26 protein-coding genes are annotated in these 22,653 nt (G+C 56.8%); 17 read left to right on the top strand and 9 right to left on the bottom strand.

Features of this window, described 5'->3' with window-relative positions; genetic code table 11:
- Positions 1–214: 214 nt before the first annotated feature.
- Both BM395_RS20100 and BM395_RS20095 read right to left on the bottom strand, forming a co-directional pair.
- Positions 215–793: a putative antibiotic biosynthesis monooxygenase gene (locus BM395_RS20100; RefSeq protein WP_090515158.1), complete on the bottom strand. Its 579-nt coding sequence runs from the start codon at positions 791–793 to the stop codon at positions 215–217.
- Positions 794–915: 122 nt separating this feature from the next.
- A complete protein-coding gene (locus BM395_RS20095) occupies positions 916–1,347 on the bottom strand; it encodes a thiol-disulfide oxidoreductase DCC family protein (RefSeq protein WP_244529022.1) in 432 nt (143 codons plus the stop codon).
- 88 nt (positions 1,348–1,435) lie between these two features.
- Here BM395_RS20095 and BM395_RS20090 point away from each other — a divergent pair, with 88 nt between their 5' ends.
- Positions 1,436–2,389, top strand: a complete 954-nt coding sequence (locus BM395_RS20090; protein ID WP_090515156.1) for a MerR family transcriptional regulator — start codon at positions 1,436–1,438, stop codon at positions 2,387–2,389.
- Between the two features lie 297 nt (positions 2,390–2,686).
- Here BM395_RS20090 and BM395_RS20085 read toward each other — a convergent pair whose 3' ends face one another.
- Positions 2,687–3,292, bottom strand: coding sequence for a PilZ domain-containing protein (locus BM395_RS20085; protein WP_090515154.1), 606 nt, complete (start codon positions 3,290–3,292; stop codon positions 2,687–2,689).
- 63 nt (positions 3,293–3,355) lie between these two features.
- Positions 3,356–3,808 (bottom strand): PAS domain-containing protein, encoded by a 453-nt coding sequence (locus BM395_RS20080; RefSeq protein WP_090515151.1) that lies wholly within the window; start codon positions 3,806–3,808, stop codon positions 3,356–3,358.
- 102 nt (positions 3,809–3,910) lie between these two features.
- Between BM395_RS20080 and BM395_RS20075 the strand changes: the two genes are divergently transcribed.
- From BM395_RS20075 to BM395_RS20060, 4 genes are all read left to right on the top strand, one after another.
- Positions 3,911–4,363: a flavodoxin gene (locus BM395_RS20075; protein ID WP_090515149.1), complete on the top strand. Its 453-nt coding sequence runs from the start codon at positions 3,911–3,913 to the stop codon at positions 4,361–4,363.
- A 142-nt stretch (positions 4,364–4,505) separates the two neighbouring features.
- The gene (locus BM395_RS20070) at positions 4,506–5,288 is read left to right on the top strand and encodes a class II aldolase/adducin family protein (protein WP_090515147.1); all 783 of its coding nucleotides are present in this window, start codon (positions 4,506–4,508) and stop codon (positions 5,286–5,288) included.
- Complete coding sequence (locus BM395_RS20065) at positions 5,288–6,199, top strand: alpha/beta fold hydrolase (protein ID WP_090515146.1); 912 nt, start codon at positions 5,288–5,290, stop codon at positions 6,197–6,199. Before BM395_RS20070 ends, BM395_RS20065 begins: the two co-directional genes overlap by 1 nt.
- A 142-nt stretch (positions 6,200–6,341) precedes the next feature.
- Positions 6,342–7,253, top strand: coding sequence for an SDR family oxidoreductase (locus BM395_RS20060; RefSeq protein ID WP_069902103.1), 912 nt, complete (start codon positions 6,342–6,344; stop codon positions 7,251–7,253).
- 45 nt (positions 7,254–7,298) lie between these two features.
- Here the strand turns inward: BM395_RS20060 and BM395_RS20055 are convergent, their stop codons facing one another.
- Positions 7,299–8,837 carry a sigma-54-dependent transcriptional regulator gene (locus BM395_RS20055; RefSeq protein ID WP_090515144.1) on the bottom strand — a complete coding sequence of 513 codons (1,539 nt, stop codon included), beginning with the start codon at positions 8,835–8,837 and terminating at the stop codon, positions 7,299–7,301.
- Positions 8,838–9,031: 194 nt separating this feature from the next.
- On the opposite strand from BM395_RS20055, the gene mdcA reads away from it, so the two are divergent.
- The 9 genes from mdcA to madM all read left to right on the top strand — a co-directional run bounded on the left by mdcA (position 9,032) and on the right by madM (position 16,459).
- Positions 9,032–10,705, top strand: coding sequence for a malonate decarboxylase subunit alpha (mdcA, locus tag BM395_RS20050; RefSeq protein WP_069902105.1), 1,674 nt, complete (start codon positions 9,032–9,034; stop codon positions 10,703–10,705).
- Positions 10,705–11,586, top strand: a complete 882-nt coding sequence (locus BM395_RS20045; RefSeq protein ID WP_090515142.1) for a triphosphoribosyl-dephospho-CoA synthase — start codon at positions 10,705–10,707, stop codon at positions 11,584–11,586. Before mdcA ends, BM395_RS20045 begins: the two co-directional genes overlap by 1 nt.
- A 2-nt stretch (positions 11,587–11,588) precedes the next feature.
- A complete protein-coding gene (locus BM395_RS20040; RefSeq protein ID WP_069902107.1) occupies positions 11,589–11,888 on the top strand; it encodes a malonate decarboxylase subunit delta in 300 nt (99 codons plus the stop codon).
- Positions 11,881–12,747, top strand: a complete 867-nt coding sequence (locus BM395_RS20035; RefSeq protein ID WP_090515141.1) for a biotin-independent malonate decarboxylase subunit beta — start codon at positions 11,881–11,883, stop codon at positions 12,745–12,747. Before BM395_RS20040 ends, BM395_RS20035 begins: the two co-directional genes overlap by 8 nt.
- Positions 12,744–13,550, top strand: coding sequence for a biotin-independent malonate decarboxylase subunit gamma (mdcE, locus tag BM395_RS20030; protein ID WP_069902109.1), 807 nt, complete (start codon positions 12,744–12,746; stop codon positions 13,548–13,550). The genes BM395_RS20035 and mdcE overlap by 4 nt, the downstream gene beginning before the upstream one ends.
- A 49-nt stretch (positions 13,551–13,599) precedes the next feature.
- Positions 13,600–14,259: a malonate decarboxylase holo-ACP synthase gene (locus BM395_RS20025; protein ID WP_090515139.1), complete on the top strand. Its 660-nt coding sequence runs from the start codon at positions 13,600–13,602 to the stop codon at positions 14,257–14,259.
- Positions 14,256–15,191 (top strand): malonate decarboxylase subunit epsilon, encoded by a 936-nt coding sequence (gene mdcH / locus BM395_RS20020; protein ID WP_090515137.1) that lies wholly within the window; start codon positions 14,256–14,258, stop codon positions 15,189–15,191. The genes BM395_RS20025 and mdcH overlap by 4 nt, the downstream gene beginning before the upstream one ends.
- Before the next feature lie 87 nt (positions 15,192–15,278).
- Positions 15,279–15,689: a malonate transporter subunit MadL gene (madL, locus tag BM395_RS20015; protein ID WP_069902112.1), complete on the top strand. Its 411-nt coding sequence runs from the start codon at positions 15,279–15,281 to the stop codon at positions 15,687–15,689.
- 5 nt (positions 15,690–15,694) lie between these two features.
- The gene (gene madM, locus BM395_RS20010; RefSeq protein ID WP_090515134.1) at positions 15,695–16,459 is read left to right on the top strand and encodes a malonate transporter subunit MadM; all 765 of its coding nucleotides are present in this window, start codon (positions 15,695–15,697) and stop codon (positions 16,457–16,459) included.
- A gap of 53 nt (positions 16,460–16,512) precedes the next feature.
- Here the strand turns inward: madM and BM395_RS20005 are convergent, their stop codons facing one another.
- The 3 genes from BM395_RS20005 to BM395_RS19995 form a co-directional block, all read right to left on the bottom strand.
- Entirely contained in the window at positions 16,513–17,430 is a 918-nt protein-coding gene (locus BM395_RS20005; protein WP_090515131.1) for a LysR family transcriptional regulator, read from the bottom strand.
- Between the two features lie 60 nt (positions 17,431–17,490).
- On the bottom strand, positions 17,491–17,796 hold the full coding sequence (locus tag BM395_RS20000; RefSeq protein WP_069902115.1) for an I78 family peptidase inhibitor: 306 nt from the start codon (positions 17,794–17,796) through the stop codon (positions 17,491–17,493).
- A 144-nt stretch (positions 17,797–17,940) separates the two neighbouring features.
- Positions 17,941–18,882, bottom strand: coding sequence for an EamA family transporter (locus BM395_RS19995; protein WP_090515129.1), 942 nt, complete (start codon positions 18,880–18,882; stop codon positions 17,941–17,943).
- Positions 18,883–19,057: 175 nt separating this feature from the next.
- Here BM395_RS19995 and BM395_RS19990 point away from each other — a divergent pair, with 175 nt between their 5' ends.
- The 3 genes from BM395_RS19990 to BM395_RS19980 all read left to right on the top strand — a co-directional run bounded on the left by BM395_RS19990 (position 19,058) and on the right by BM395_RS19980 (position 21,264).
- A complete protein-coding gene (locus BM395_RS19990; RefSeq protein ID WP_090515127.1) occupies positions 19,058–19,981 on the top strand; it encodes an ABC transporter ATP-binding protein in 924 nt (307 codons plus the stop codon).
- A 52-nt stretch (positions 19,982–20,033) separates the two neighbouring features.
- Positions 20,034–20,795 carry an ABC transporter permease gene (locus tag BM395_RS19985; protein WP_069902158.1) on the top strand — a complete coding sequence of 254 codons (762 nt, stop codon included), beginning with the start codon at positions 20,034–20,036 and terminating at the stop codon, positions 20,793–20,795.
- A gap of 181 nt (positions 20,796–20,976) precedes the next feature.
- Entirely contained in the window at positions 20,977–21,264 is a 288-nt protein-coding gene (locus BM395_RS19980; RefSeq protein ID WP_090515125.1) for a hypothetical protein, read from the top strand.
- Positions 21,265–21,381: 117 nt separating this feature from the next.
- Here the strand turns inward: BM395_RS19980 and BM395_RS19975 are convergent, their stop codons facing one another.
- Complete coding sequence (locus BM395_RS19975) at positions 21,382–22,653, bottom strand: uracil-xanthine permease family protein (protein ID WP_069902119.1); 1,272 nt, start codon at positions 22,651–22,653, stop codon at positions 21,382–21,384.

The following is a 22,653-nucleotide window of genomic DNA, read 5'->3' as shown; positions in this document are numbered from 1 at the left end:
GTTCTCATGCCAGTGAGCGTCGAACGGCTCAACCGTTTAATTGGCAACAGTTGCCTGCTGAACCGTGTCTGTCGGAAGTTGCGAGCGATTTAAGAGGCGCTGTCGGCCGCGATGACATCGGCGCGGCCGCTTGGGCAGACATACGTTTCAGCAGCTCTGTGCGAGGTATTTGCCAGGGCGGCAAATACCTCGCGACAGTAGGGCGGCGATTATTTCAGCGCAATTTTGCAGCGCTCGACGCAATGCCCGCTTGCGGACGGGTTACTGTATGCGCCTGCAGCCAGGGCGCGAGCAGGCGCGTCGACAGCGGAATGAACAAATAGGTCATCAGCGGCGTCAGCGCGAGAGTGCTGAGCAACACGCGGGTAATCAGCGGGAAGTCTGCCAGCAGGCCGCCAAACAGCAGATTGAAGGCCAGCGAGACAGGGAAGAACGCCAGCCAAATGGCCACGCTTTGCTTCCAGCGCGGAGGCTGTTTGTTGGCCGGGCCAAACCATGAGGTAATTCCTGTGGCGCGCTGTTCGGTTGGCTGGGCAAACAAGCCTGCCCCGCGCGACAGCCAAGCTTGGCGAGAGGCCGAGTGCTCCCATGAGGCGAGCGTTTGCTCATCAGCGAAGCGGAAGATTATTTGAAATTCGTCATCGCCTGGAGGCGGGGCAAGAACGCCGGAGCCCAGATAGCCAGGAAAGTCAGTCGCCAGATGTTCGCCTTCATGCAGCCAGGCGATTAGGTCGTGATAGCGGCCGTTAGCAACACGGCGCGCCACCATCAGGGTGACGGGTTGTGCAGACATTGTGTATCTCCATTAAGCCTGAGTGCGCGCCAAGGGTGTAGGCGTGCATTACCGCGCTCGGGGTAATGAGCGCTGGTAAAAGACAGGCAAGGATTATTCCGTTTTTTGCAGAATTAGCCAGATCAATCTTCGCAGCGAGGCTTACGGTTGTCGGCGTTGGCTAAATCGCAGCGTTTTGCACCATTCGGGTGCGGTAGCCAAGCCAGATGCGGGCGCATGAGGCAGAACAGGCAGTAGCCGAACTCAATCAGCGGCCTCATGGCTTTCCAGCGTATTATTGCCACCCAACGGCCCAGCCCGGCGGCGCACCAACTCCAATAGGTCGCATCGACGCCTTTGACCCATTGGCCGTCGGCGAAACGGGCGTGCAACAGGTCTTCCATGCTTTGCTGGCTCAGGCCCAGCGCATTGGCATCGAATTGCGCGTCGTTGATGTCAATGAACAACAACTTGGCGGGATCAGCTTTTTGCTTGAGCAGGTTGATCTCTCTGGCGCACAGCGGGCAGTCGCCAGCGTAGTAAAGCGTCAGGGGCCAGGAGGGGGAATTGGCCATGATCATCTCCTTGTACATGTTTTGTACAAGGTATGCCGGTAATAGCTGAGTTACAATGCTCAGATCATCAAAAGCGAATGCCTCAGTCATGACCGATATTGTGGATGCGCCATCCCTTACATCGACTGCCCTCAAGGAAGAGGAGCTATTCCCAATCCGCGAAGTATGTCGCCTGACCGGTGTCAATCCGGTCACGCTGCGGGCCTGGGAGCGACGTTATGGTTTGATCCAGCCGGTGCGCACCGACAGCGGTCACCGCCTGTATTCGCTGGCGGATATCGAATCGGTCCGCAGTATTCTGGCGTGGATCGAGCGCGGTGTGACGGTGAGCAAGGTCGGCAAGATTCTGGCTAAAACCACCGCCGTCAAAGCCGCCAGCAGCAAAGGCTATGAGCAGATTACGGCGACTGAGTGGGAACAATGGCAAGCGCAACTGCGCCAGGCCGTGAGCCATTTCGATGAGCCCGCACTCGACCGGCTTTACGGCCAGGTATTTTCCACTTACCCACTGCCTGTCGTGTTCCAGGACGTGTTCATGCCGGTCTGGCAAGAGCTTCTGCTCAATCAGGACCAGTTCGGGCAGACCAGTGAGTGGTTGTTTCTCGATGGTTTTCTGCGTGCCAGAACCCTGCAACGTGCTCATCTGACGCAAGGTCAATACAACGCTAAAGTCCTTCTGGTTGCGCTGCCAGGTGCCTGCCGCGAGCTTGAATTGCTTGTGGCTAGCTTGTTGCTCAGCGGTGGTGACTTCGGCGTGACTGCGCTTGGTTTGGGGCAGCCGCTGAAAGAGCTGACGCTGATCTGCGAGAAAACCCGGCCGCGTGGCGTGGTGGTGTTCAGCAACCAACCGCCGGCTGATGATTTGCCTGCAACCCTCAAGCGTCTGGCGTTGGGTATCAATTGCCCCTTGGCGTTTGCCGGCGATGGTGCCGACTTGGCCAGCGACAGTTTGGTTGGCAGCCCAATCGCTTGCCTGGGAAGTGAAGGGCGTTTGATGCAGCGCCGTTTGCAGCAGTTTCTGGCCGGGCATCTGGATACCTGATCAGCCTTACTCTCAAAAAATCTGCTTAGCGTGATCGGAGCAACCTGATTTCGCTGGAGTCGTTCGACCGTTCGGCGGAAATAGCTGTACAGATGTTATGCAAACACTATTATTTGTACATGTTTTGGCGCTGCAGCAATCCGTATAACGCACTGCAAGTACGCTAACAGGCTGCGCAACCCGGCGACTCCGAGGCAACACTATGAGTGGCCGGTTTTTTATTCGATGGTAAGGATTCATGCCTTACAGATACAACAAACCCGCCAAGCAGGCGGGTTTGTTGTATCTGCGGATCGCTCAGACCTGATGGGCCTGAGGGAAGAGTTCGCGGTGTTTCTCGTAGATGTATTGCTGCAAGCGCTCCTTGCTCACATGGTCGAGCTGCTCAAGGCTGTAGGCGTGCATGCCTTTTTTGGTAGAGCGCACTCGGGTCGCGTGAATGGCGATTGGTTTATCGCCAGGCAATGGCAGCAACTTGTTCAAGGTTTTCGGAGCCGTGCGTTTATGCCGTTGCTCTACCAGCAGGCCGTGCATGGAGATTTCATGCACCAGCAATCCACTGGGTTTGCCATTGCTTAGCCTCAGCTCGACGGCTGGGGTCAATGGCAAGCGCCAGGAGCGAGTTGAGTTGGTGTCATCAAAAATCTGCGGTGTGCCCAGTTCCAGGTGCTGTACATGCTGGTCGTCTTCAACCAGTTGCGGGGTGAAGGTCAGGCGCTGACCTTCGAAGTGGGCTTCAATCGTGAGATGCGCCGTGTTCGCATAGGCTGCAAGAAGCGTCTTAAGCGGGCCGTCAGCATCCACCAAAATTTCTTTAGGGGCTTGATCTACCGGTTTGGCCGGTTTGTACAGGCGCTTGATAAACGCCATCTCGGCCTTGGTAAGAATGGCTTGCTCTTGCATGATTGAACTCGTAACTGCACGCGTGGGTAAACCTCTGACAGCAGAACAGAGTCTTAGTTCGATCTAGGACTGTGTTTTAGCCTCCTCCAATTGCGCTTGAAGTGTAGACAACTGTTTTTCAAGTTGCTTCACGCGCTCCAGAGCATGTACATGTTCTGTGACGTTCTTCTGAATTCCGATGAAGTAGGTCAGTTGATCATGCTCGTTGAATACGGGTGTGATTGACAGCTCATTCCAGAACGGAGTGCCATCTTTTCGATAATTGCGAATGATCTGACGGCAAGGTTCGCGCTTTCTCACGGCCTCACGGATCATGTCCAGGCCCGCCTGATCGCGGTCGCCTGCCTGCAGGAAGCGGCAATCCTGATAGAGGATTTCATCAGCGCTGTAACCGGTGAGCTTTTCGAACGCAGCGTTAGCGTAAATCAGAATATTGTCTTCGCCTTCTTGTTCGGCGACGACAATTCCGTCGTTCGATGCATTTATTACCAGTTGTAACAGTTTGGCGCTGATCATGTGTCTGCTCTCAAGGCTTATTGCCTAATTCTAAAATATCCGGCTGAAGAGTCCAGTTACGGCATAATAATCATCAATTACCTAATGTTTGGAGCTGTTTCTATGAAAGTCGCGATCTTCTCCGGTTCAGTCTATGGCACCGCAGAGGAAGTTGCTCGCCATGCGGCCAAGTTGCTGCAGGCCGCAGGTCTGGACGCATGGCACAACCCGCGTGCCACTTTAAGCGAGATTCAGGCGTTTAATCCGCAGGCGTTTCTGTGTGTGACCTCAACCACCGGCATGGGTGAACTGCCGGATAACCTGCAGCCACTTTATTACGCTATTCGCGACCACCTGCCAGCGTGGTCTGGTTTGCCTGGCGGGGTGATCGCACTCGGCGATTCGAGTTATGGCGACACCTTCTGCGGCGGCGGCGAACTGGTTCGCGAACTCTATGCCGAGTTGGGCATTAAAGAGGCGCTGCCAATGCTACGGCTGGACTCCAGCGAAAGCGTAACCCCCGAGACCGATGCCGAGCCGTGGTTGGCCGAGTTCATCGCCTTGCTTACGGCCTGATAATTGTATTGCCCAAGCAAAGCCTGCGTGATGTGACCCGCAAGGTCATTAAGCTGGCTGCTTGGGCAACTAGGCATCGGCGCAGCAGTCGCTAGACTCCAGAGTACTGATAACAATTACTCACAGTACCGAGGTGACCGCGATGACTGCTGCCCAAGCTATTCCCGAAGTGAATATCAAAGATCAGGTGTCTGCCGCTGAATGGCAAACCCGCGTAGACCTCGCCGCGTGTTACCGGCTGATTGCGCTGTACGGTTGGGACGACCTGATTTTCACCCACATTTCGGCGAAGATTCCCGGTGTTGATGAGTTTTTAATCAACCCGTTCGGTTTGATGTTTCATGAAATAACCGCCTCCAGCCTGGTGAAAATCGACATCAGCGGCAAAAAGCTGATGGACAGCCCGTATGAGATCAACCCAGCGGGCTACACCATCCACAGCGCCGTGCACGAAGTGCGTCACGATGTAGGCTGTGTGGTGCATATCCACACCCCCGCAGGAATTGCCGTTTCGGCGCAGAAGCAAGGTTTGTTGCCGTTGTCTCAGCAGTCGCTGTTCGTGCTGTCGAGTCTGGCTTATCACGGCTACGAAGGCGTGGCTTTGCATCATGAAGAAAAGGCGCGCTTGCAGGCGGATTTGGGCGACAAGAACTTCATGATCCTGCCCAACCACGGCTTGCTCACGGCTTCGGCAACTATCGCCGACACCTTCCTGATGATGTTCACCCTGCAGCGCGCCTGCGAAGCGCAGATCATGGCGCAAAGCGGCGGTGGCGAACTGATCCACATCCCGCAGCAAATCCTCGATGGCGCCAAGGCGATGATCGCCGGCGTGATGAAAAGCGCGCAAGGTATGGGCGGCACGCTGGCCTGGCCCGCTCTGCTGCGTAAACTCGATCAGCAAATGCCGGGCTACGCCAACTAATGGCTCTGGCAGGGATTGCGCTGAGTGATTGGCGCTCTCAGGCGCAGCACTTCAGCTTTAAGGGTCACACCATTGCCTATTGGCAGAGCAGCAACGACTTGAGTCTTGAGCCGTTGCTGCTGATCCATGGTTTCCCGACGGCAAGCTGGGACTGGCACTATTTGTGGCAGCCGCTGGCGCAGCGATTCCGTGTGATCGCCTGCGACATGCTCGGCTTCGGCGACTCCGCCAAGCCGCGTGGCCATGCATACAGCCTGCTCGAACAGGCAGATTTGCAGCAGGCATTGCTGGCGCATCTGCAAGTCAGCCAGCCTGTGCATATTCTCGCCCATGATTACGGCGACAGCGTGGCGCAGGAGTTGCTGGCGCGTCACGTGGCCGGCAACTGTGCGCTGGCCAGTTGCGTATTCCTCAATGGCGGGCTGTTTCCTGAAACCCATCATCCGGTGCTGGTGCAGAAACTCTTGCTCAGCCCGCTCGGCGCGTTGTTCGGTAAGCTGTTCTCGAAGAGCGCCCTGGACAAGAGTTTCGCCAGAATATTTGGTGCCAACACCCAGCCAACAGCCGCCGAGCTGGACGACTTCTGGACCCTGATCAGCCAGAGCGATGGCCCCGGCATCATGCATCGGCTGATTCGCTACATGCCCGAGCGCAAGGTGCACCGGGATCGCTGGCTGGCAGCCATGCAAGCGCCGGGCGTGCCATTGCGTTTGATTGATGGCGCGGTTGATCCGATATCGGGCGAGCATATGCTCAACCGTTATCGCCAACTGATCCCAGATGCTGACACGGTTTTGCTGCCGGGCATTGGTCATTACCCGCAAACAGAGGCGCCCGAGCAGGTGCTTGAGCACTTTCTGGCCTTGCATGACCGGCTGGAAGAAAACCCCCGTCGCGCGTTCGCAAATTAAAGGATTGTGAACGCATGCCCGATAAGGCAGTGGTTATCCCGCTGCCTTATCGGGCACTATTCAGCGGCGGGCGACTTTGTTGTGAGTTGCCACCGGCTGAATGAAACTCGTCGCATTGTTGAAATTGCCCCGGAGTATTGTCATGAGCGCAGCGGTTAGTTTTCAGGATCAAGTAGTTATCGTTACAGGCGCCGGCGGCGGCTTGGGTCGGGCACACGCATTGTTGTTCGCCAAACACGGCGCCAAGGTTGTGGTTAACGACTTGGGCGGCAGCACGCATGGCGAAGGCGCCAATGCATCGGCGGCGGACAAGGTTGTCGAGGAAATCCGCGCGGCGGGCGGTACTGCGATTGCCAACCATGACTCGGTGACCGACGGTGACAAGATTGTCGCCCACGCCATTGCCGAGTTCGGTCGCATCGATGTGGTGGTCAACAATGCCGGTATCCTGCGCGACAAGACCTTTCACAAGATGGAAGATGCCGACTGGGATCTGGTCTACAAGGTCCATGTCGAGGGTGCTTATAAAGTAACCCGCGCCGCCTGGCCGTATATGCGTGAGCAGGGCTATGGCCGGGTGATCTTCACTGCATCCACATCAGGTATTTACGGCAACTTCGGCCAGTCCAACTACGGCATGGCCAAGTTGGGTTTGTATGGCTTGACCCGCACGCTCGCCATTGAAGGGCGCAAGAACAACATCATGGTCAACGCAATCGCGCCAACGGGTGGTACGCGCATGACCGAAGGCTTGATTCCGCCGCAGGTGTTCGAACAGCTCAAGCCGGAGCTGGTTAGCCCGCTGGTGGTGTATCTGGCCAGCAATGCCTGCACCGATACCTCGGGTTTGTTCGAAGTGGGTGGCGGCTGGATCGGCAAAGTTCGTTGGGAGCGCAGCCTGGGCGCAGGCTTTGATCCGCGTGAAGGTTTCAGCCCTGAAGATGTAGCCGATCACTGGCAGCAAATCTGCGACTTTGAAGGCGCCGCGCATCCGGCTGACAACATCGAAGCACTGAAAGAGATGATGGCCAACTTGCAGAAGTATGCCATCTGACGGCGCATTACTGGTTTGACTAAAAACGGGCCGAATGGCCCGTTTTTAGTTGCTCTTGCCGATACCGTATTTGCGCAGGCGAATGGCGATTGCGCTGTGCGATGCGCTCAGCCGTGCGGCCAACTGGCGGCTTGATGGGTGGCTGGGGTAGAGCTTTTCGAGCAAGGCTTTTTCGAAGCTGGCCACCGCTGCATCGAGGCTGCCGATCTCGTTGTCACTGTGCTGCTGGGCAATGGCTGTTCCGGCGATATCCAGGTCGTCTATCTGCACCAGATTGCTTTCGCAAATCGCCGCCGCACGGAAAATCACGTTCTGCAGTTGGCGCACATTTCCCGGCCAACGATTGCTCAACAGCGCCGGATAGGTTTCAGTCGCCAGACGGCAGACCGGACGCTGGATCTGCGCGCAAGCCTGGCGCATGAAATGGCGGGCCAGCAGCAGAATATCCTGATCGCGTTCGCGCAGCGGCGGCACTTCCAGATTGAGCACATTAAGCCGGTAGTAGAGGTCTTCACGGAAGCCGCCCTCACTGACCATTTGTTCCAGGTCGCGGTGTGTGGCGCTGAGAATGCGCACATCAACCTTGACCTCACGCTCACCGCCCACCCGGCGAAAGGTGCCGTCGCTGAGGAAGCGCAACAACTTGGCCTGCAAATAAGGCGACATCTCGCCGATTTCATCGAGAAAAACCGTGCCGTGATTCGCCAGCTCAAGCAGGCCCGGCTTGCCGCCGCGCTGGGCGCCGGTAAACGCGCCTGGCGCGTAACCAAACAGCTCGCTTTCGGCAAGATTCTCCGGCAGGGCAGCGCAGTTGAGCGCCAGAAACGGCTCGTCGCGACGGGCACTGCTGGCATGACATGCACGGGCTACCAGCTCTTTACCGGTTCCGGTTTCGCCATGAATCAGCAGCGGCGCATCCAGTGTGGCAATGCGCTGAGCACGGGTTTTAAGTGTGCGAATCGGTACCGAGTCGCCGAGCAGCGAGTCAAAGCCCTCGGCATGGTCGTGGTGCAGCGCCGACAAGCGCGCGCCGATCCGGCTGGGCTCGTACAGCGTCAACAGCGCGCCAGCGACCTGCAACTGGTTGGGCTCGGCGGTCTCGCTGATCGGCATCGCATCGAGCAATAGTGCGTGGCTATTGAGTGTTACTTCGCGCAAAGGCAGGCGAAAATTCTGCTCCAGCAGCGCATCCAGTATTCCGGGGTCGGTAAACAACTCAGCGAGTAATTGGCCTTCGGGTTCCTGTTCGCACAAGGCAATCAGCGCCGGGTTCGCCAACAAAATCCGGCCTTCGCCATCGACCGCCATAACCGGGTCTGTCATCGCCGCGAGCAACGCATCGAGCTGCAGACGGCGACGTTGCCCCGGCAAAATATCGACAATGGTGACGGCTTGAACGCCCTGTACATTGAACAGCGCATCACGCAACTCATCCAGCACAGCGGCGCTCAGCGTGGGCGCGTCGATATAGACGTTGGGCGGCACCATCTCGACCGCATCCAGATTCAGGTTGCGCCCACCCAGCAGTGCCAGCACTTCCTGAGTGATGCCAACGCGGTCAATGAAAGTTACGTGGATGCGCATACGGTCAACTGGCAGTAAGAATCAGGGCGTCAGTATGCCTTGTCCGTGGCGCTTAGTTAACCGCAGGTGTGTCGGCACAGCCTGGTGCAGTCAATCATTACTTTAATCGTAACGATTGCTCGTTTTGCTTGATTGATACCTATTGTCGCACCCACCTAATGTGACACCACGACAAGGCACTACGTGGAGTCATCATGACAACAAGAATATCCCCGCCGCCGAACTGGTCGCGCCGCCGCACTGAAAAAAATCGGCGTCTTGATAAGGTTCGTGCACTCGCCGACGGCGTGGTACTACCCACCGATAAAATCGTTGCGGCACTTGAAGCGCTGATCGCTCCGGGTGATCGCGTGGTGCTTGAAGGCAACAACCAGAAACAGGCCGATTTTCTCTCACGTTCACTGGCCAAGGCCAGTCCAGAATGCTTGCATGACTTGCACATGATCATGCCAAGCGTAAGTCGCGCCGAGCACCTGGATCTGTTCGAACGGGGCATCGCTCGCAAGCTCGATTTCTCTTTTGCGGGGCCACAAAGTCTTCGTATCAGCCAACTGCTGGAAGATGGTTTGCTCGAAGTCGGGGCAATCCATACCTACATCGAACTTTACTCGCGGCTGCTGGTAGACCTGATTCCAAATGTTGCGCTGGTGGCCGGTTTCAAGGCCGACCGTGCGGGCAATATTTACACCGGGCCAAGCACCGAAGACACACCCGCTCTGGTAGAACCGACGGCGTTCAGTGATGGCATTGTGATCGTTCAGGTTAACGAACTGGTAGATGATGTCAGCGAATTGCCCCGTGTGGATATCCCAGCTTCATGGGTCGATTTTGTAGTCGTCGCCGATAAGCCCTTTTATATAGAACCGCTGTTTACTCGTGATCCTCGCCACATCAAACCCGTGCATGTGTTGATGGCGATGATGGCAATTCGCGGTATCTACGAAAAGCACAACGTGCAGTCGCTGAATCACGGTATTGGTTTTAACACGGCGGCCATTGAGCTGATTCTGCCAACCTACGGCGAGAAGCTCGGTCTCAAGGGCAAAATCTGCCGAAACTGGACCCTCAACCCGCATCCGACATTGATTCCCGCGATTGAGACCGGCTGGGTCGAGAGCGTGCATTGCTTCGGTACCGAGTTAGGCATGGAAAACTACATAGCGATGCGTCCCGATGTGTTCTTCACCGGCCGTGATGGCTCCATGCGCTCTAACCGGATGATGTGCCAGTTGGCCGGCCAGTATGCGGTCGACCTGTTTATTGGCGCGACACTGCAAGTCGATGGCGATGGGCACTCGTCAACCGTCACCAAGGGGCGACTCGCAGGTTTTGGTGGCGCGCCCAATATGGGCCACGACCCACGCGGTCGGCGTCATGCGACTCCGGCTTGGCTGGATATGTGTTCTGACACGGGCGAGCCAGTGACCATGCTTGAGCGTGGCAAAAAGCTGGTCGTGCAGATGGTGGAAACCTTTCAGGAAGGAGGCAAGCCCACATTTGTCGACACGCTGGATGCTGTCGAGGTGGCGCGCAAAAGTGGCATGCCTTTAGCGCCGGTCATGATTTATGGCGATGACGTCACTCACCTGCTGACCGAAGAAGGCATCGCCTATTTGTACAAGGCGCGCTCCATTGATGAACGCCGCGCGATGATTGCGGCGGTTGCCGGTGTGACCAGCATCGGCCTGCGACATGACCCCAAAGATACTCTGCGTATGCGCCGCGAAGGCCTGATCGCCCTGCCCGAAGATTTGGGAATTCGTCGCGCCGATGCCACGCGCGAACTGCTGGCGGCGAAGAGTATCAGTGAACTCGTGGAGTGGTCGGGTGGCCTTTACAACCCGCCAGCCAAATTCAGGAGTTGGTGATGAGCGCATTGAAGAATCAACACCAGCCCACGCTCAGTGTCGCCGAATGCCTGGCTGACCTTGCGGTGGAGGTGCTTATAGACGAAGTCGATCTTTCGCCAAAACCCGGCTTGGTTGATCGCCGAGGCAATGGTGCGCACGACGATCTGCATCGCGGCTTGATGCATGCTTCAGCGCTGTCTTTGTGGCCCGCCTTCAAAGAGATGGCTCAGGCGGCGGCTGAACAATCGGCGGTTAATCAATCGCTGCGCGACGAGCTTGGTCGCCTGGGGCGTGAGGCTGAGGCCGAAATGTTGCGCGTCACCCGTGGGGTTAACACCCACCGTGGTGCTATTTGGGCGCTGGGGCTTTTGTGTGCGGGTGCTGCGCTGGACTCTCAAGCAACAAGCGCTGCAGAAGTAACACTGCGGGCCGCGCGAATAGCCATGCTCAATGACCGCGCTATGCCAGCAGCGCCTGAGAGTCATGGCGCCCAAGTCTGCCGGCTCTATGGCTTGCCCGGCGCACGTGAGCAAGCGCAGTTGGGGTTCCCGGCTGTAATGCAGCACGGCTTGCCGCAATTGCACCGCAGCCGCGAAGCGCAATCCGGCGAGCAGAACTCACGACTTGATGCACTTCTGTCGATCATGACTCAACTGACTGATACCTGCGTGTTGTACCGGGCTGGCATGGCCGGGCTGGACTGCATGCAGAGCGGAGCTCGGGCGGTTATTGCGGCAGGCGGATGCGCCAGCCTTGATGGCCGACGGCTGCTACGTGATCTCGATAACGACATGTTGAGGCTTCGTGCCTCACCCGGCGGTGCAGCCGATTTGCTCGCCGTGACTTTATTCCTCGACCGCCTGACGCCTGCACTGCAGGCGCAGATTGGGAGCGTTTGATTATGCAGACCTTGTCTTTTCAATTCAGTGCCGGGCATCCCGCACAAGGCCGCGCATTGGTCGGTTGTGTTGGTTCAGGCGACCTTGAAGTGATGCTTGAACCCGGCACGAGCGGCACGTTGGCGATTGCTGTGGTGACCTCAGTGAATGGTGGCGAACAGCGTTGGCAGCAGCTTTTTCAGCGGATGTTCAGTGATCAGCAGATGCCTGCTCTGAATATCACTATCCACGACTTTGGTGCGACGCCTGGTGTGGTGCGCCTGCGTATGGAGCAAGCACTGGAGGAGCTGTCACATGTCTGATGCAAACGCCGAAAAAATTAATCGTTTATTACAGCAGCGCAGTTTTATTGAGTTAGGTGCGCGTCAGCGGGCGCGGGCATTGCTTGATGCCGGAAGCTTTCGCGAGTTGCTTGACCCCTTTGCCAGAATGACGTCTCCGTGGTTGCCCAAGCAAGGCATCGTGGTGCAGGCCGATGATGGTGTAGTTGTCGCAAAGGGCACAATCGATAGCCAGCCGGCTGTTGTTGTAGCTATTGAAGGCGCGTTTCAGGGCGGCAGTTTGGGAGAAGTTGGCGGCGCCAAAATCGCCGGTGCGCTGGAGCTGGCCGCTGAAGACAACCGCAACGGCATTGCCACTCGTGCCTTACTCCTGCTTGAAACGGGTGGGGTGCGTTTGCAGGAAGCCAATCTCGGCCTTGCAGCTATTGCCGAAATACAGTCGGCGATTGTTGAACTGCAGCAGTACCAGCCTGTTATTGGCTTGGTCGCCGGGCCGGTAGGTTGTTTTGGCGGCATGTCTATTGCTGCCGGGCTTTGCAGCTATTTGCTGGTAACCCAGGAGGCGCGGCTGGGCCTCAACGGCCCTCAAGTGATTGAGCAGGAAGCCGGGGTAGACGAGTACGACTCGCGTGACCGGCCATTTATCTGGAGCCTGACCGGAGGGGAGCAGCGCTACGCCAGCGGCCTCGTTGACGGCTATCTGGCCGATGACCTGGAGCTGATTGGCGAACAGATTCGCCGGTTTTTCCAGCAGGGGCTTCCAGCAGAGCAGCGCAGTCATCGGCATGCCTGGTTCCTTGAACGCTTACAGAAATTCGATGGTTCGGTACAGGCCGATGCTGCGTCGGTGCGCAGCCTCTATCAAGGAGAACAACTATGAGTACAGCGACTGTCCAACGTGGCCTTCGGTGGTTTCAGTTGCTGGCTGCCAAAGGCGAAGTACAGCGTGATTTGCCCGACTCTTTACGAGTTGCAGACACGACACTAATGGGGCAGAGAGTGCGCTATCTGGCGGTAGTTCCTGATAGCAATAACCGATTTCCCCGCGCCCGTAATGGCGAAGTTGGCTTGCTTGAAGGCTGGGGGCTGGCTAAGGCCATTGACCAGGCGCTTGAGCAAGATCGCGAGCGAGAAGATAAGCGTGCATTGATCGCCATTGTGGATGTACCGAGTCAGGCCTATGGCCGTAGAGAGGAAGCGCTGGGTATTCATCAGGCGCTTGCCGGGGCGGTGGATGCCTATGCCCGAGCGCGTCTGGCGGGTCACTCCGTCATCAGTTTGCTGGTGGGCAAGGCCATGTCTGGGGCGTTTCTCGCGCACGGTTATCAGGCCAACCGCCTTATAGCACTGCGTGACCCGGCCGTAATGGTGCATGCGATGGGCAAAGAATCGGCGGCGCGGGTAACGCTGCGTAGCGTTGAGGAGCTTGAGGCGTTGGCCGCAACCGTACCGCCGATGGCATACGACCTTGAAAGCTACGAGTCGCTTGGCCTGCTCTGGGAAACCTTGAGTGTGGCTGACGCGTTGAATCCGGGCGCCGAGGACTTGTTGCGTGTTGAAGACTGTCTTTCCAGTGCCTTGACCGACATTGCCAATGGACCAGTGGACTTGCGCAGCCGTTTGGGTGCTCAAAACCGGGCCGCTTCAAGCAAGGTTCGCGAATTGCTGCGCGCTCAGTGGTGACGCCGCTCCTCGTTATCTGACTCGATTAAGCAAAGCTGGAGCCGATTGCATGACCAGAAGCCTTAGCCAACCAAAGCCTCAGGGCTATTTGCCGCATGATTTACTCTGGGGGTTTACCTCGGCGTATCTGCCGGCAGATGCACCCGCTTGGGTTGTTTCGGCACTGGCCGAGCGTCCTCCCGTCGTCGTTAGGCGTGCAGTTGGCAGACCTGGTTGGATTGCCGTTGGCGTGCGCGGTAAACAACGTGACCAGCGCTTTGCTGGCTGGATGCCTGTTTTGGCGGTAAGCCATTGTGTTCGTCCCGAGCAACTCGTTCACTCACAAGGCTGGCAGTCATTAGCGGAGGCTGATTATCCGGTGATTCAAGCACTCAAACGTGTTGCACCGGTATTGCATCAGAGTGACTGGCGATGGGGTGTAACCGGAAGCTTAGGATTCCAGTTGGCCAGTGGCATCAAGGTCATTCATCCGGCCAGCGATCTGGATCTACTGTTGCGCGCTCCTACGCCTTTGTCTCGTTTGCAGGCTCAGCACTTGCTGGCGCAAATGAGTGATGTGCCAGCCGCTGTCGATGTCCAGGTGCAATGCCCGCATGGCGCGGTAGCCCTCCGTGAGTGGGCATGTTCTACAGCACGGGTATTGCTCAAGAGTCAGTCTGGTCCTCTGCTCGTGAGTGATCCTTGGGCCCAAGAGGCTGTGGTTGCATGAGTACCCTATGGGCTTTTCCGGGGCAGGGCGCCCAGCAGCCAGGCATGTTACATGTGCTTGCTGGCGACGACTCGACGCGTGAGTGTCTTGATGAGGCCAGCGCTGCGCTTGGGCAGAACGTACTGGAACTAGACTCGAACACAGCATTGTCCAGCACACGTGCGGTGCAGCTGTGTTTATTGATTACCGGCGTGGCTTATGCGCGTCTGCTTATAGCCCGCGGGCATCGTCCGGACTACGTATCGGGTTTGTCTATTGGGGCCTACGCTGCGGCAGTGGTGTCAGGTGCAATGAGCTTTGCCGATGCGCTGCGATTGGTTAGCTTGCGTGGGCACCTTATGCAGCAGGCGTACCCTCAAGGCTATGGAATGACTGCAATTATCGGCCTTGATCTGGCGACCACTGAGCGTTTACTTGCGCAGGTGAATTGTGCTGAACAACCGGTGTATTTGGCCAACATCAACGCTGATACCCAACAGGTGATTGCCGGAAGTGACAGCGCTATGCAACAGGTGGCCGCGCTGGCGAAAAATGCAGCTGCTGGTTGCGCCAAACGGCTGGCCATGAGTGTGCCCTCGCACTGTCCATTGCTTGCGGTACCGGCTTTGGAGCTGGTAGAAGCTTCTGCCAAGGTCTGTGTGAAAGCGCCCGCTATTCGCTACCTGAGTAGCAGTAGCGCGCGTTTGCTGACCCGGCCTGAACAGCTACGCGATGACCTGGCCAACAATATGTGCCGTATCGTCGACTGGCGTAACACGCTGCAAACTGCCTACGAGCGCGGCGTTAGATTGCACCTTGAATTGCCTCCTGGAACAGTGCTGACCGGCTTGGCCCGACGTGTATTTGGGGCAGGCCAGGCACTTGCTTTTCAAGGGGTTCGTCTCGATACATTGGACGCCATGTTGCGTCAGGAGGCGAGCCGCGACTTTTGAGCTGAGGCGTTGTGAGTGAGTAATACCGCTTGATCGTTACGAAGGACAAAAACAACAACTTCGAACAGTTTCATGAGGATAAAAACAATGATTATTTACGGTGTGGCTTTTTTAGCATTCTGCACTCTGGTAGGCATCACTGTCGGTGAAATACTGGGAAAACTGATTGGAGTACCCGCTAACGTAGGTGGTGTGGGTATTGCCATGATGTTGCTGATTTTTCTGGGTGGTTACCTGCAAAAGCGCGGACTCATGGTGCCCAAGTCTGAGCAGGGTATCGAATTCTGGAGCGCAATCTACATCCCAATCGTGGTCGCCATGGCTGCCCAGCAAAACGTCTTCGGCGCACTGAGTGGTGGACCAATGGCAATTCTTGCAGGCGTTGCTGCAGTGGTTTTGGCATTTGCTCTGGTACCGGTGTTAGACCGGATGGGCCAGAAAAAAAACGATCAGCCTCGCGTACCTGACGCGGCATCTCTGTCCAAGCAGCCACGGTGATAACCATGTACGAAAGCATTCTGAAAGTATTTACCAGCTACAGCCTGCTCAGCGGCTTTGCCATTATCGGTATTACCATGTGGCTGTCTTACTGGCTCTCCGACAAACTCACCAATGGGCGTTTGCATGGTTCAGCCATTGCTATTCTTTGCGGTCTGACCTTGGCCTATGTAGGCGGTTCGATGACCGGCGGCAGCAAGGGGCTGGTTGATATACCGTTGTTATCCGGTATTGGCATTCTGGGCGGCTCAATGCTTCGCGACTTTGCCATTGTTGCAACGGGCTACGGGGTTAATGTCGAGGAGCTCAAGCGGGCAGGGATGGTGGGCGTTCTGGCGTTGTTTGTTGGTATCGGCTCATCGTTCGTTGCTGGTGTTGGCGTGGCCTTGGCCTTCGGCTATACCGATGCAGTTAGCCTGACCACAATTGGTACCGGTGCTGTTACTTATATCGTCGGGCCTGTCACCGGAGCTGCCATCGGTGCGAGTTCTGAGGTTATGGCACTGTCGATTGGTGCCGGTTTGGTCAAAGCGATTCTGGTGATGATTGCGACGCCGTTTGTGGCGCCATACATTGGCTTGAACAACCCGCGCAGCGCTGTGATCTTTGGTGGGTTGATCGGCACTTCGAGCGGTGTTGCCGGTGGGCTTGCGGCGACGGATCCCAAGCTGGTGCCATACGGCTGTCTGACGGCGGCCTTCTACACGGCACTCGGTTGCCTGCTTGGCCCTTCGCTGCTGTTTCTGATCATGCGTGGACTGATGGGCTAAGAACGCTCCGTCTACCGTTAAAAGCCGTGTAGAGGCACTCGACTCTGTACGGCTTACTTGCGATTATCGAGGCTGTACATTCGGCATTCGGCCAGCAATGCCAATAGATTCGGATCGCGTTCCTTGGCCTTGAGAAATACTACGCCAATATGCTGTTGCAGATGGTAGCGGGCTTGCAGGGGTATGAGTTTGACGCGATTTTCGTACACCGCCGCAATTCGCCCCGGTAGCAGCGCATAACCAACGCCTGAACTGACCATGCTGAGCAAGGTGAAAATGTCGTTCACCTGCATCGCAATCTTCGGCTCGAAGCCGGCCTTCTCAAAGACTCTGGCGCCGTCCTGGTGAGTTGCGAAACCGTGTGTAAGGGTAATGAACGTAGAATCGCGAAGGTCAGCCAAATCGACTTCTGGCTGTTGCGAGAACGGCGACTCGGCAGGTACAGCCAGATAAATATCGTCAGCAAACAATGGCAATTGTTCGCAATCGGGATCACTGGTGTTTTCGTTCAGGGACACCAGAATGGCATCCACTTCGACGTTTTTGAGTTTGAACATGAGGTCGACGTTCGAGCCAAGGATCAGGTCAATATTCAGCTCGCTGCGGCGTATTTTAAGGCCCATGATCAACTGCGGAACAGTCTTCACTGTTAATGAATATAGCGAGCCAAGTTTGAAACGTTCGGCGGAAAAGCCCGCAGCTTCGCGCGTTGCTCGAATCGTCTCCACTGCGTTTTGGATCAGTTTCTGGGCCCGGTCTTCGAGCATGTAGGCGCTGTCGAGAGGGATCAGGTTGCGCCCCTCGTGTTTGAACAGCGGGCAACGCAGCGCGCTTTCGAGCGAATGCAGCGCCCTGTGTACGCTGACGTTACTGGTCTCAAGCTCCGCCGCCGCACGGCTTAGGTTGCCGCTGCGCATGAATGCTAGGAATGTTTCAAGTTTCTTCAGGGTGAACTCTTGATCAATCAGCATACGGCAGAGCCAGAAGGGTTAAGGAACCATGCTCGGGTCGCGAGTAATGCGCCCGAATAGTTAACCGCAGGTAATGCGGTCGATTACGTCAGCCTCGTCGGTGTCGATGTTCAGGCGGGTAGGGTTGTAGTCGAGGGTCATCGGGTCGCTTGGGCCGAGTACGCGAGAGGTTTTGGCGCCGCTGGCTGTGCGCATTTTCTTGACCAGTTCCGGGGTGACGCTTTTGCCGAGCATATTTTGCACGGCAGAGGCATCACAGCGCCCGCCGAGGCTCGATGCCGGGGCGGCTTCATCCGTGCTGTCGACTGAGCTGCAAGCAGTAAGTACGGTCAGGCAAGCGAGGCCCACGAGATGTTTGAATTGCATGATGTTCTCCTCTTAATCGAATTCCTTGGTGAACAGACTGTTCAATTTTATCCGGCAAGGCAAGCGTAATGGGCCTGTGTATTGCCTTGAGACACTTTCGGACTGCACTCTGCAGTCTGCGTTCCTTGTGCATTTAACCTGTATTCAATGATTTTGACGGTAAGTCAGCAGGACAATTGCGCTTATCACGATCAGCGCGCCGACCATCTGGATCGGGCTCAATACCTGGCCCAATATCACCCAGCCGAGTATCAGCGTAGCCACAGGCTCGACGTTCATGACCGAGACATTCTTCGGCATGTCCAGGCGCGGCATGCTGATGAATAGAATCGAGAAGCCGCTGCTGTAAAGTACGCCGACAATTGCCAGCGCGATCCAGCCGGTGGCGGCGCTGGGCAATGCCAGGCCGTTCTCGATCAAGCCGCTGAAACCGGCAATCAGGCTGCTGCTGAACACGACGGCCATGGTCAGCATGCTGCGTACCGAACCGCGCACGCTTGAAAGTTTATGTTCGGTTAGCCACAGGGCGCAGGCGAAGGCACACGCCGCGCACATGGCCAAGGCTATTCCCAATAGCCAGACCGAGCGCGGCAGTTCTGCTTCGCCGCCGCTGCCCTGAAGGCGCGCAGGCACATCCAGCGCCAATAGCAAGCCGAGCAGAATGACGCCCATCAGCACGGCGGTGCGCCGGGTAGGCGCCGGGCCACCCAATGCCCAGGTCAAAAGGGCCAGCACCATCGGAAAGGTGTTGCCCACCAGTAATGCCAGCGCGACCGGAATGCGCGCTACTGCGCTGTACAAACATAAACTCTGGATGGCGATGCACAGGCCGAGCAGTGCTTGCCAGCGCCAGGCACCTTGGGGCATGGCGATGGGTTGGCGTTGATACAGCACCAGGCTGCCCAGAATCAGCAGGGTTACGCCGCTGCGGCAGAGCACCGCGAGCATGACGCCGGTGTCGTGGTCAAACGCGACCCTGGCTGCCACATGGTTGGCGCCGAATGTACAGGCCAGCAGCGCCAGCATGGTGACGGCAATGTGCCGCGGAAATTGACTGGGTTGTGTGCTTTGGGTCGAGGGTGTCATAAACGACTACATTAATGGTTTGCAGCAGTGAAGGCCGGGCAGGTTAGCCTATTTAGAGCGCCTCGTGGGTCGCACTTTGGTCTATTCAGTAAACGGCGGCGCGGTAAATGTGTGGTGTGCGTGCACCGGTTAATTTCCCTACAATCGTATTTTCTCTCGCAGATAAGGTGTTGCTGTGCAGCCGGTAATTTCGATTCAGCAACTGAGCAAGACATACGCGTCCGGCCATCCGGCGCTGAAAACCATCAATCTGGATATCCACAAGGGCGAGATATTCGCGCTGCTGGGGCCCAATGGTGCGGGTAAAACCACGCTGATCAGCATTATCTGCGGCATCGTCAATCCGGGTGGCGGCAAGGTGCTGGTTGACGGGCACGACATCATCAGTGATTACCGTGCGGCTCGCTCCAAGATAGGTCTGGTGCCGCAGGAGTTGTTTAACGAGGGCTTCGAAAGTGTGCTGGCCACGGTCAAGTTCACCCGCGGCTTGTTCGGTAAAGCGCCGGACTCGGCTTACCTCGAACAGCTGCTGCGCGATCTTTCTCTGTGGGACAAGCGCGATGCGCGGATTTTCGAGTTGTCCGGCGGCATGAAGCGCCGCGTGATGATTGCCAAGGCGCTGTCGCACCAACCGCAAATCCTCTTCCTCGATGAGCCGACCGCTGGTGTTGATGTGGAGCTGCGCCGCGATATGTGGAACATGGTGCGCGGGCTGCGTGAGCGCGGCGTGACGATCATTCTGACTACTCATTACATTGAGGAAGCCGAGGAAATGGCTGACCGGATCGGGGTGATCAGCCGCGGTGAAATCATTCTGGTCGAAGACAAACAAGCGCTGATGCACAAGTTGGGCAAGAAGCAGCTCACCCTGCAATTGCAGCAACCGCTGGCGAGCATTCCTGAGCAACTCAATCACTACACCCTTGAGCTTGTCGATGATGGGCATGCGCTGGTTTACACCTTCGATACCCAGCGTGAGCACACCGGTATTGCCGAATTGCTGAAAGATCTGGCGCAACGCGGTATCGATTTTAAAGACCTGCAGTCCAGCCAGAGTTCGCTGGAAGAGATCTTTGTCAGCCTGGTGCATGGCCGATGAACAGCGCAGTCGCCACTTGCCAGTCAGACATTCGATTTTTGGGGAACCGCTCATGAACCTTTATGCAATTCGCTCGATTTACTTGTTCGAGCTGGCGCGCACTTGGCGCACTTTGCTGCAAAGCATTGCCACGCCGGTAATTTCGACGTCACTGTATTTTGTGGTGTTCGGTTCGGCCATTGGCGCAAGCATGACGCAGGTGCACGGTGTCAGTTATGGCGCATTCATCGTGCCGGGCCTGATGATGCTGGCCTTGCTTACCGAGAGTATTTCCAATGCATCTTTCGGCATCTACATGCCCAAGTATTCGGGGACTATTTATGAGGTGCTGTCGGCGCCTGTCTCATACCTGGAAATATTGATCGGCTATGTCGGCGCGGCCGCGACCAAGTCGATCATCCTTGGCTTGATCATCCTCTTCACGGCGCAGTTCTTTGTCGACTTCGAGATACTCCACCCGTTCTGGATGGGGGCATTTCTGGTGCTCACCGCCGTTACCTTCAGCCTGTTCGGCTTCATCATCGGCGTGTGGGCGGATGGCTGGGAGAAGCTGCAAATCGTGCCGGCCCTGATCGTCACCCCGCTGACCTTTTTAGGCGGCAGTTTCTACTCGATCAGTATGTTGCCGGAGTTCTGGCAAACCGTGACCCTGTTCAATCCGGTGGTGTATTTGATCAGTGCGTTTCGCTGGAGTTTCTACGGCGTGTCAGACGTCAATGTGTTGGTCAGCGTGGGCATGATTCTCGGCTTTCTGGTGTTGTGCATCGCCACTGTCGGCTGGATATTCAAGACCGGTTATCGCCTGAAAAGCTAAGCGCTTTTTGTGATCTGCCAGCGTCGGTTTTATGGAGCCGGCGCGGGAGGCAAGTGGCTCGCCGCTAAGGGAGATTGGCGACTGGCCACTAGCCGCGCTCTAGAAATGTAAAATTACGTGATGTTTATCACGTTTTCGATGTAGCCTACGTGCTGGAAGTTGGGCGTAGGAGATTGCTTAAATGGATGTAAGAGACAAACAGCTTGCTCAGCTCATGAGCCTGTATTCGCGCACCCTGACTCATCTGACCGCAGCCCTCGCCGACATGTCGTTCGAGCTGATGCGCAGCAGCGATGAAGTGGCCCAACAGGCCGGTCAACGCATGATTAATCATGTCACCCAGATTGGGGCTGGCCTTGATCAGCAATGGCCATTGATTGCCGCCATTACCGGTGAGTCGGTCGAGGATGAGCCTGAACCGCCCGTGACCGAAGTCCAACTGCTGGGCGTTGACGAAAGCCAAGCCTGAGCGAGCAATTCAGTGGTTAAACGCTATAGATATTAAAAAGCCCGACATGCATTTAGCAGTCGGGCTTTTGTGTTTGAAATAGAGGCAAACCTATTTCAGGGCTAAGCCGCCCAGCGTTTATTCGACGCTTTGCTCGTCGAGTTTCTTGCTGCGCCAGCCCTTGCCGCCTGGCAGTAGCAGGTTGAGCAGGATGGCGACAATCCCGCACAGCGAGATGCCTTTCAGGCTGACATCACCCGCGCCAATCACCATGCCGCCAATGCCGAACACCAGCGTTACGGCGACGATTACCAGGTTGCGTGCCTCGGACAGGTCAACCTGATGGCGAATCAGCGTGTTCAGGCCGACTACCGCAATCGAGCCGAACAGCAGGCACAGAATCCCGCCCATCACCGGCACCGGAATGCTCTGCAGCAGCACGCCGAACTTGCCAACAAAGGCCAGCACGATCGCAATAATAGCGGCCCACACCATGACCTTAGGATTGAAGTTCTTGGTCAGCATCACCGCGCCAGTCACCTCGGAGTAGGTGGTGTTGGGCGGGCCGCCGAGCATACCTGCGGCCGAAGTGGCCAAACCATCACCCAGCAAGGTGCGATGCAGGCCGGGCTTTTTCAGGTAGTTTTTCCCCGTTACGGTGCTGATCGCCAGCACATCACCAATGTGTTCGATGGCCGGGGCAATAGCCACCGGCAGCATGAACAATATTGCGCTCCAGTTCAGTTCAGGGGCGACGAATTTCGGAATGGCAAACCACGGCGCGGCGACAACGTTGCTGAAGTCGATTACGCCAAGAAACCAGGAAAGGCTGAAACCCACCGCAACGCCCATCAGAATCGGCACCAAACGCAGAATGCCCGAGCCGATAACGGCGACAATCAGGGTGGTGACCAGTGCCGACATCGAGATAATCAACGCCGTATCGTTCGGGATAAGCTGGGCGCTGCCATCACCGGCTTTGCCCATCGCCATGTTGGCCGCAACCGGCGCCAGGCCCAGGCCGATAGACATGATCACCGGGCCGATGACCACGGGTGGCAGCAGGCGGTCGATGAAGCCGGTGCCGTTGAATTTAACCAGCGCGGACAGCAGCATGTAGACCATGCCGGCGGCGACCAAACCGCCGAGCGTGGCGGGTAGCCCGAAGTCTGCCTTGGAGGCCAGAATCGGAGCGATAAAGGCAAAGGACGAGGCCAGAAATACCGGCACCTGGTTCTTGGTAACAATATGGAAAATCAGCGTACCAATGCCGGCAGTGAACAATGCAACGTTAGGGTCCATGCCGGTAATCAGCGGCATCAGCACCAGTGCGCCAAATGCTACGAAGAGCATTTGCGAACCGGCTAGCGCCTGACGCCACGTCGAGTCGCGAGTGTGATCGTCGAGCAT

Source organism: Pseudomonas marincola (assembly GCF_900116605.1).
Taxonomy (GTDB): domain Bacteria; phylum Pseudomonadota; class Gammaproteobacteria; order Pseudomonadales; family Pseudomonadaceae; genus Aquipseudomonas; species Aquipseudomonas marincola.
Note: the sequence above shows the minus strand (reverse complement) of the source record. Positions and strands in the feature narration are given on the sequence as shown.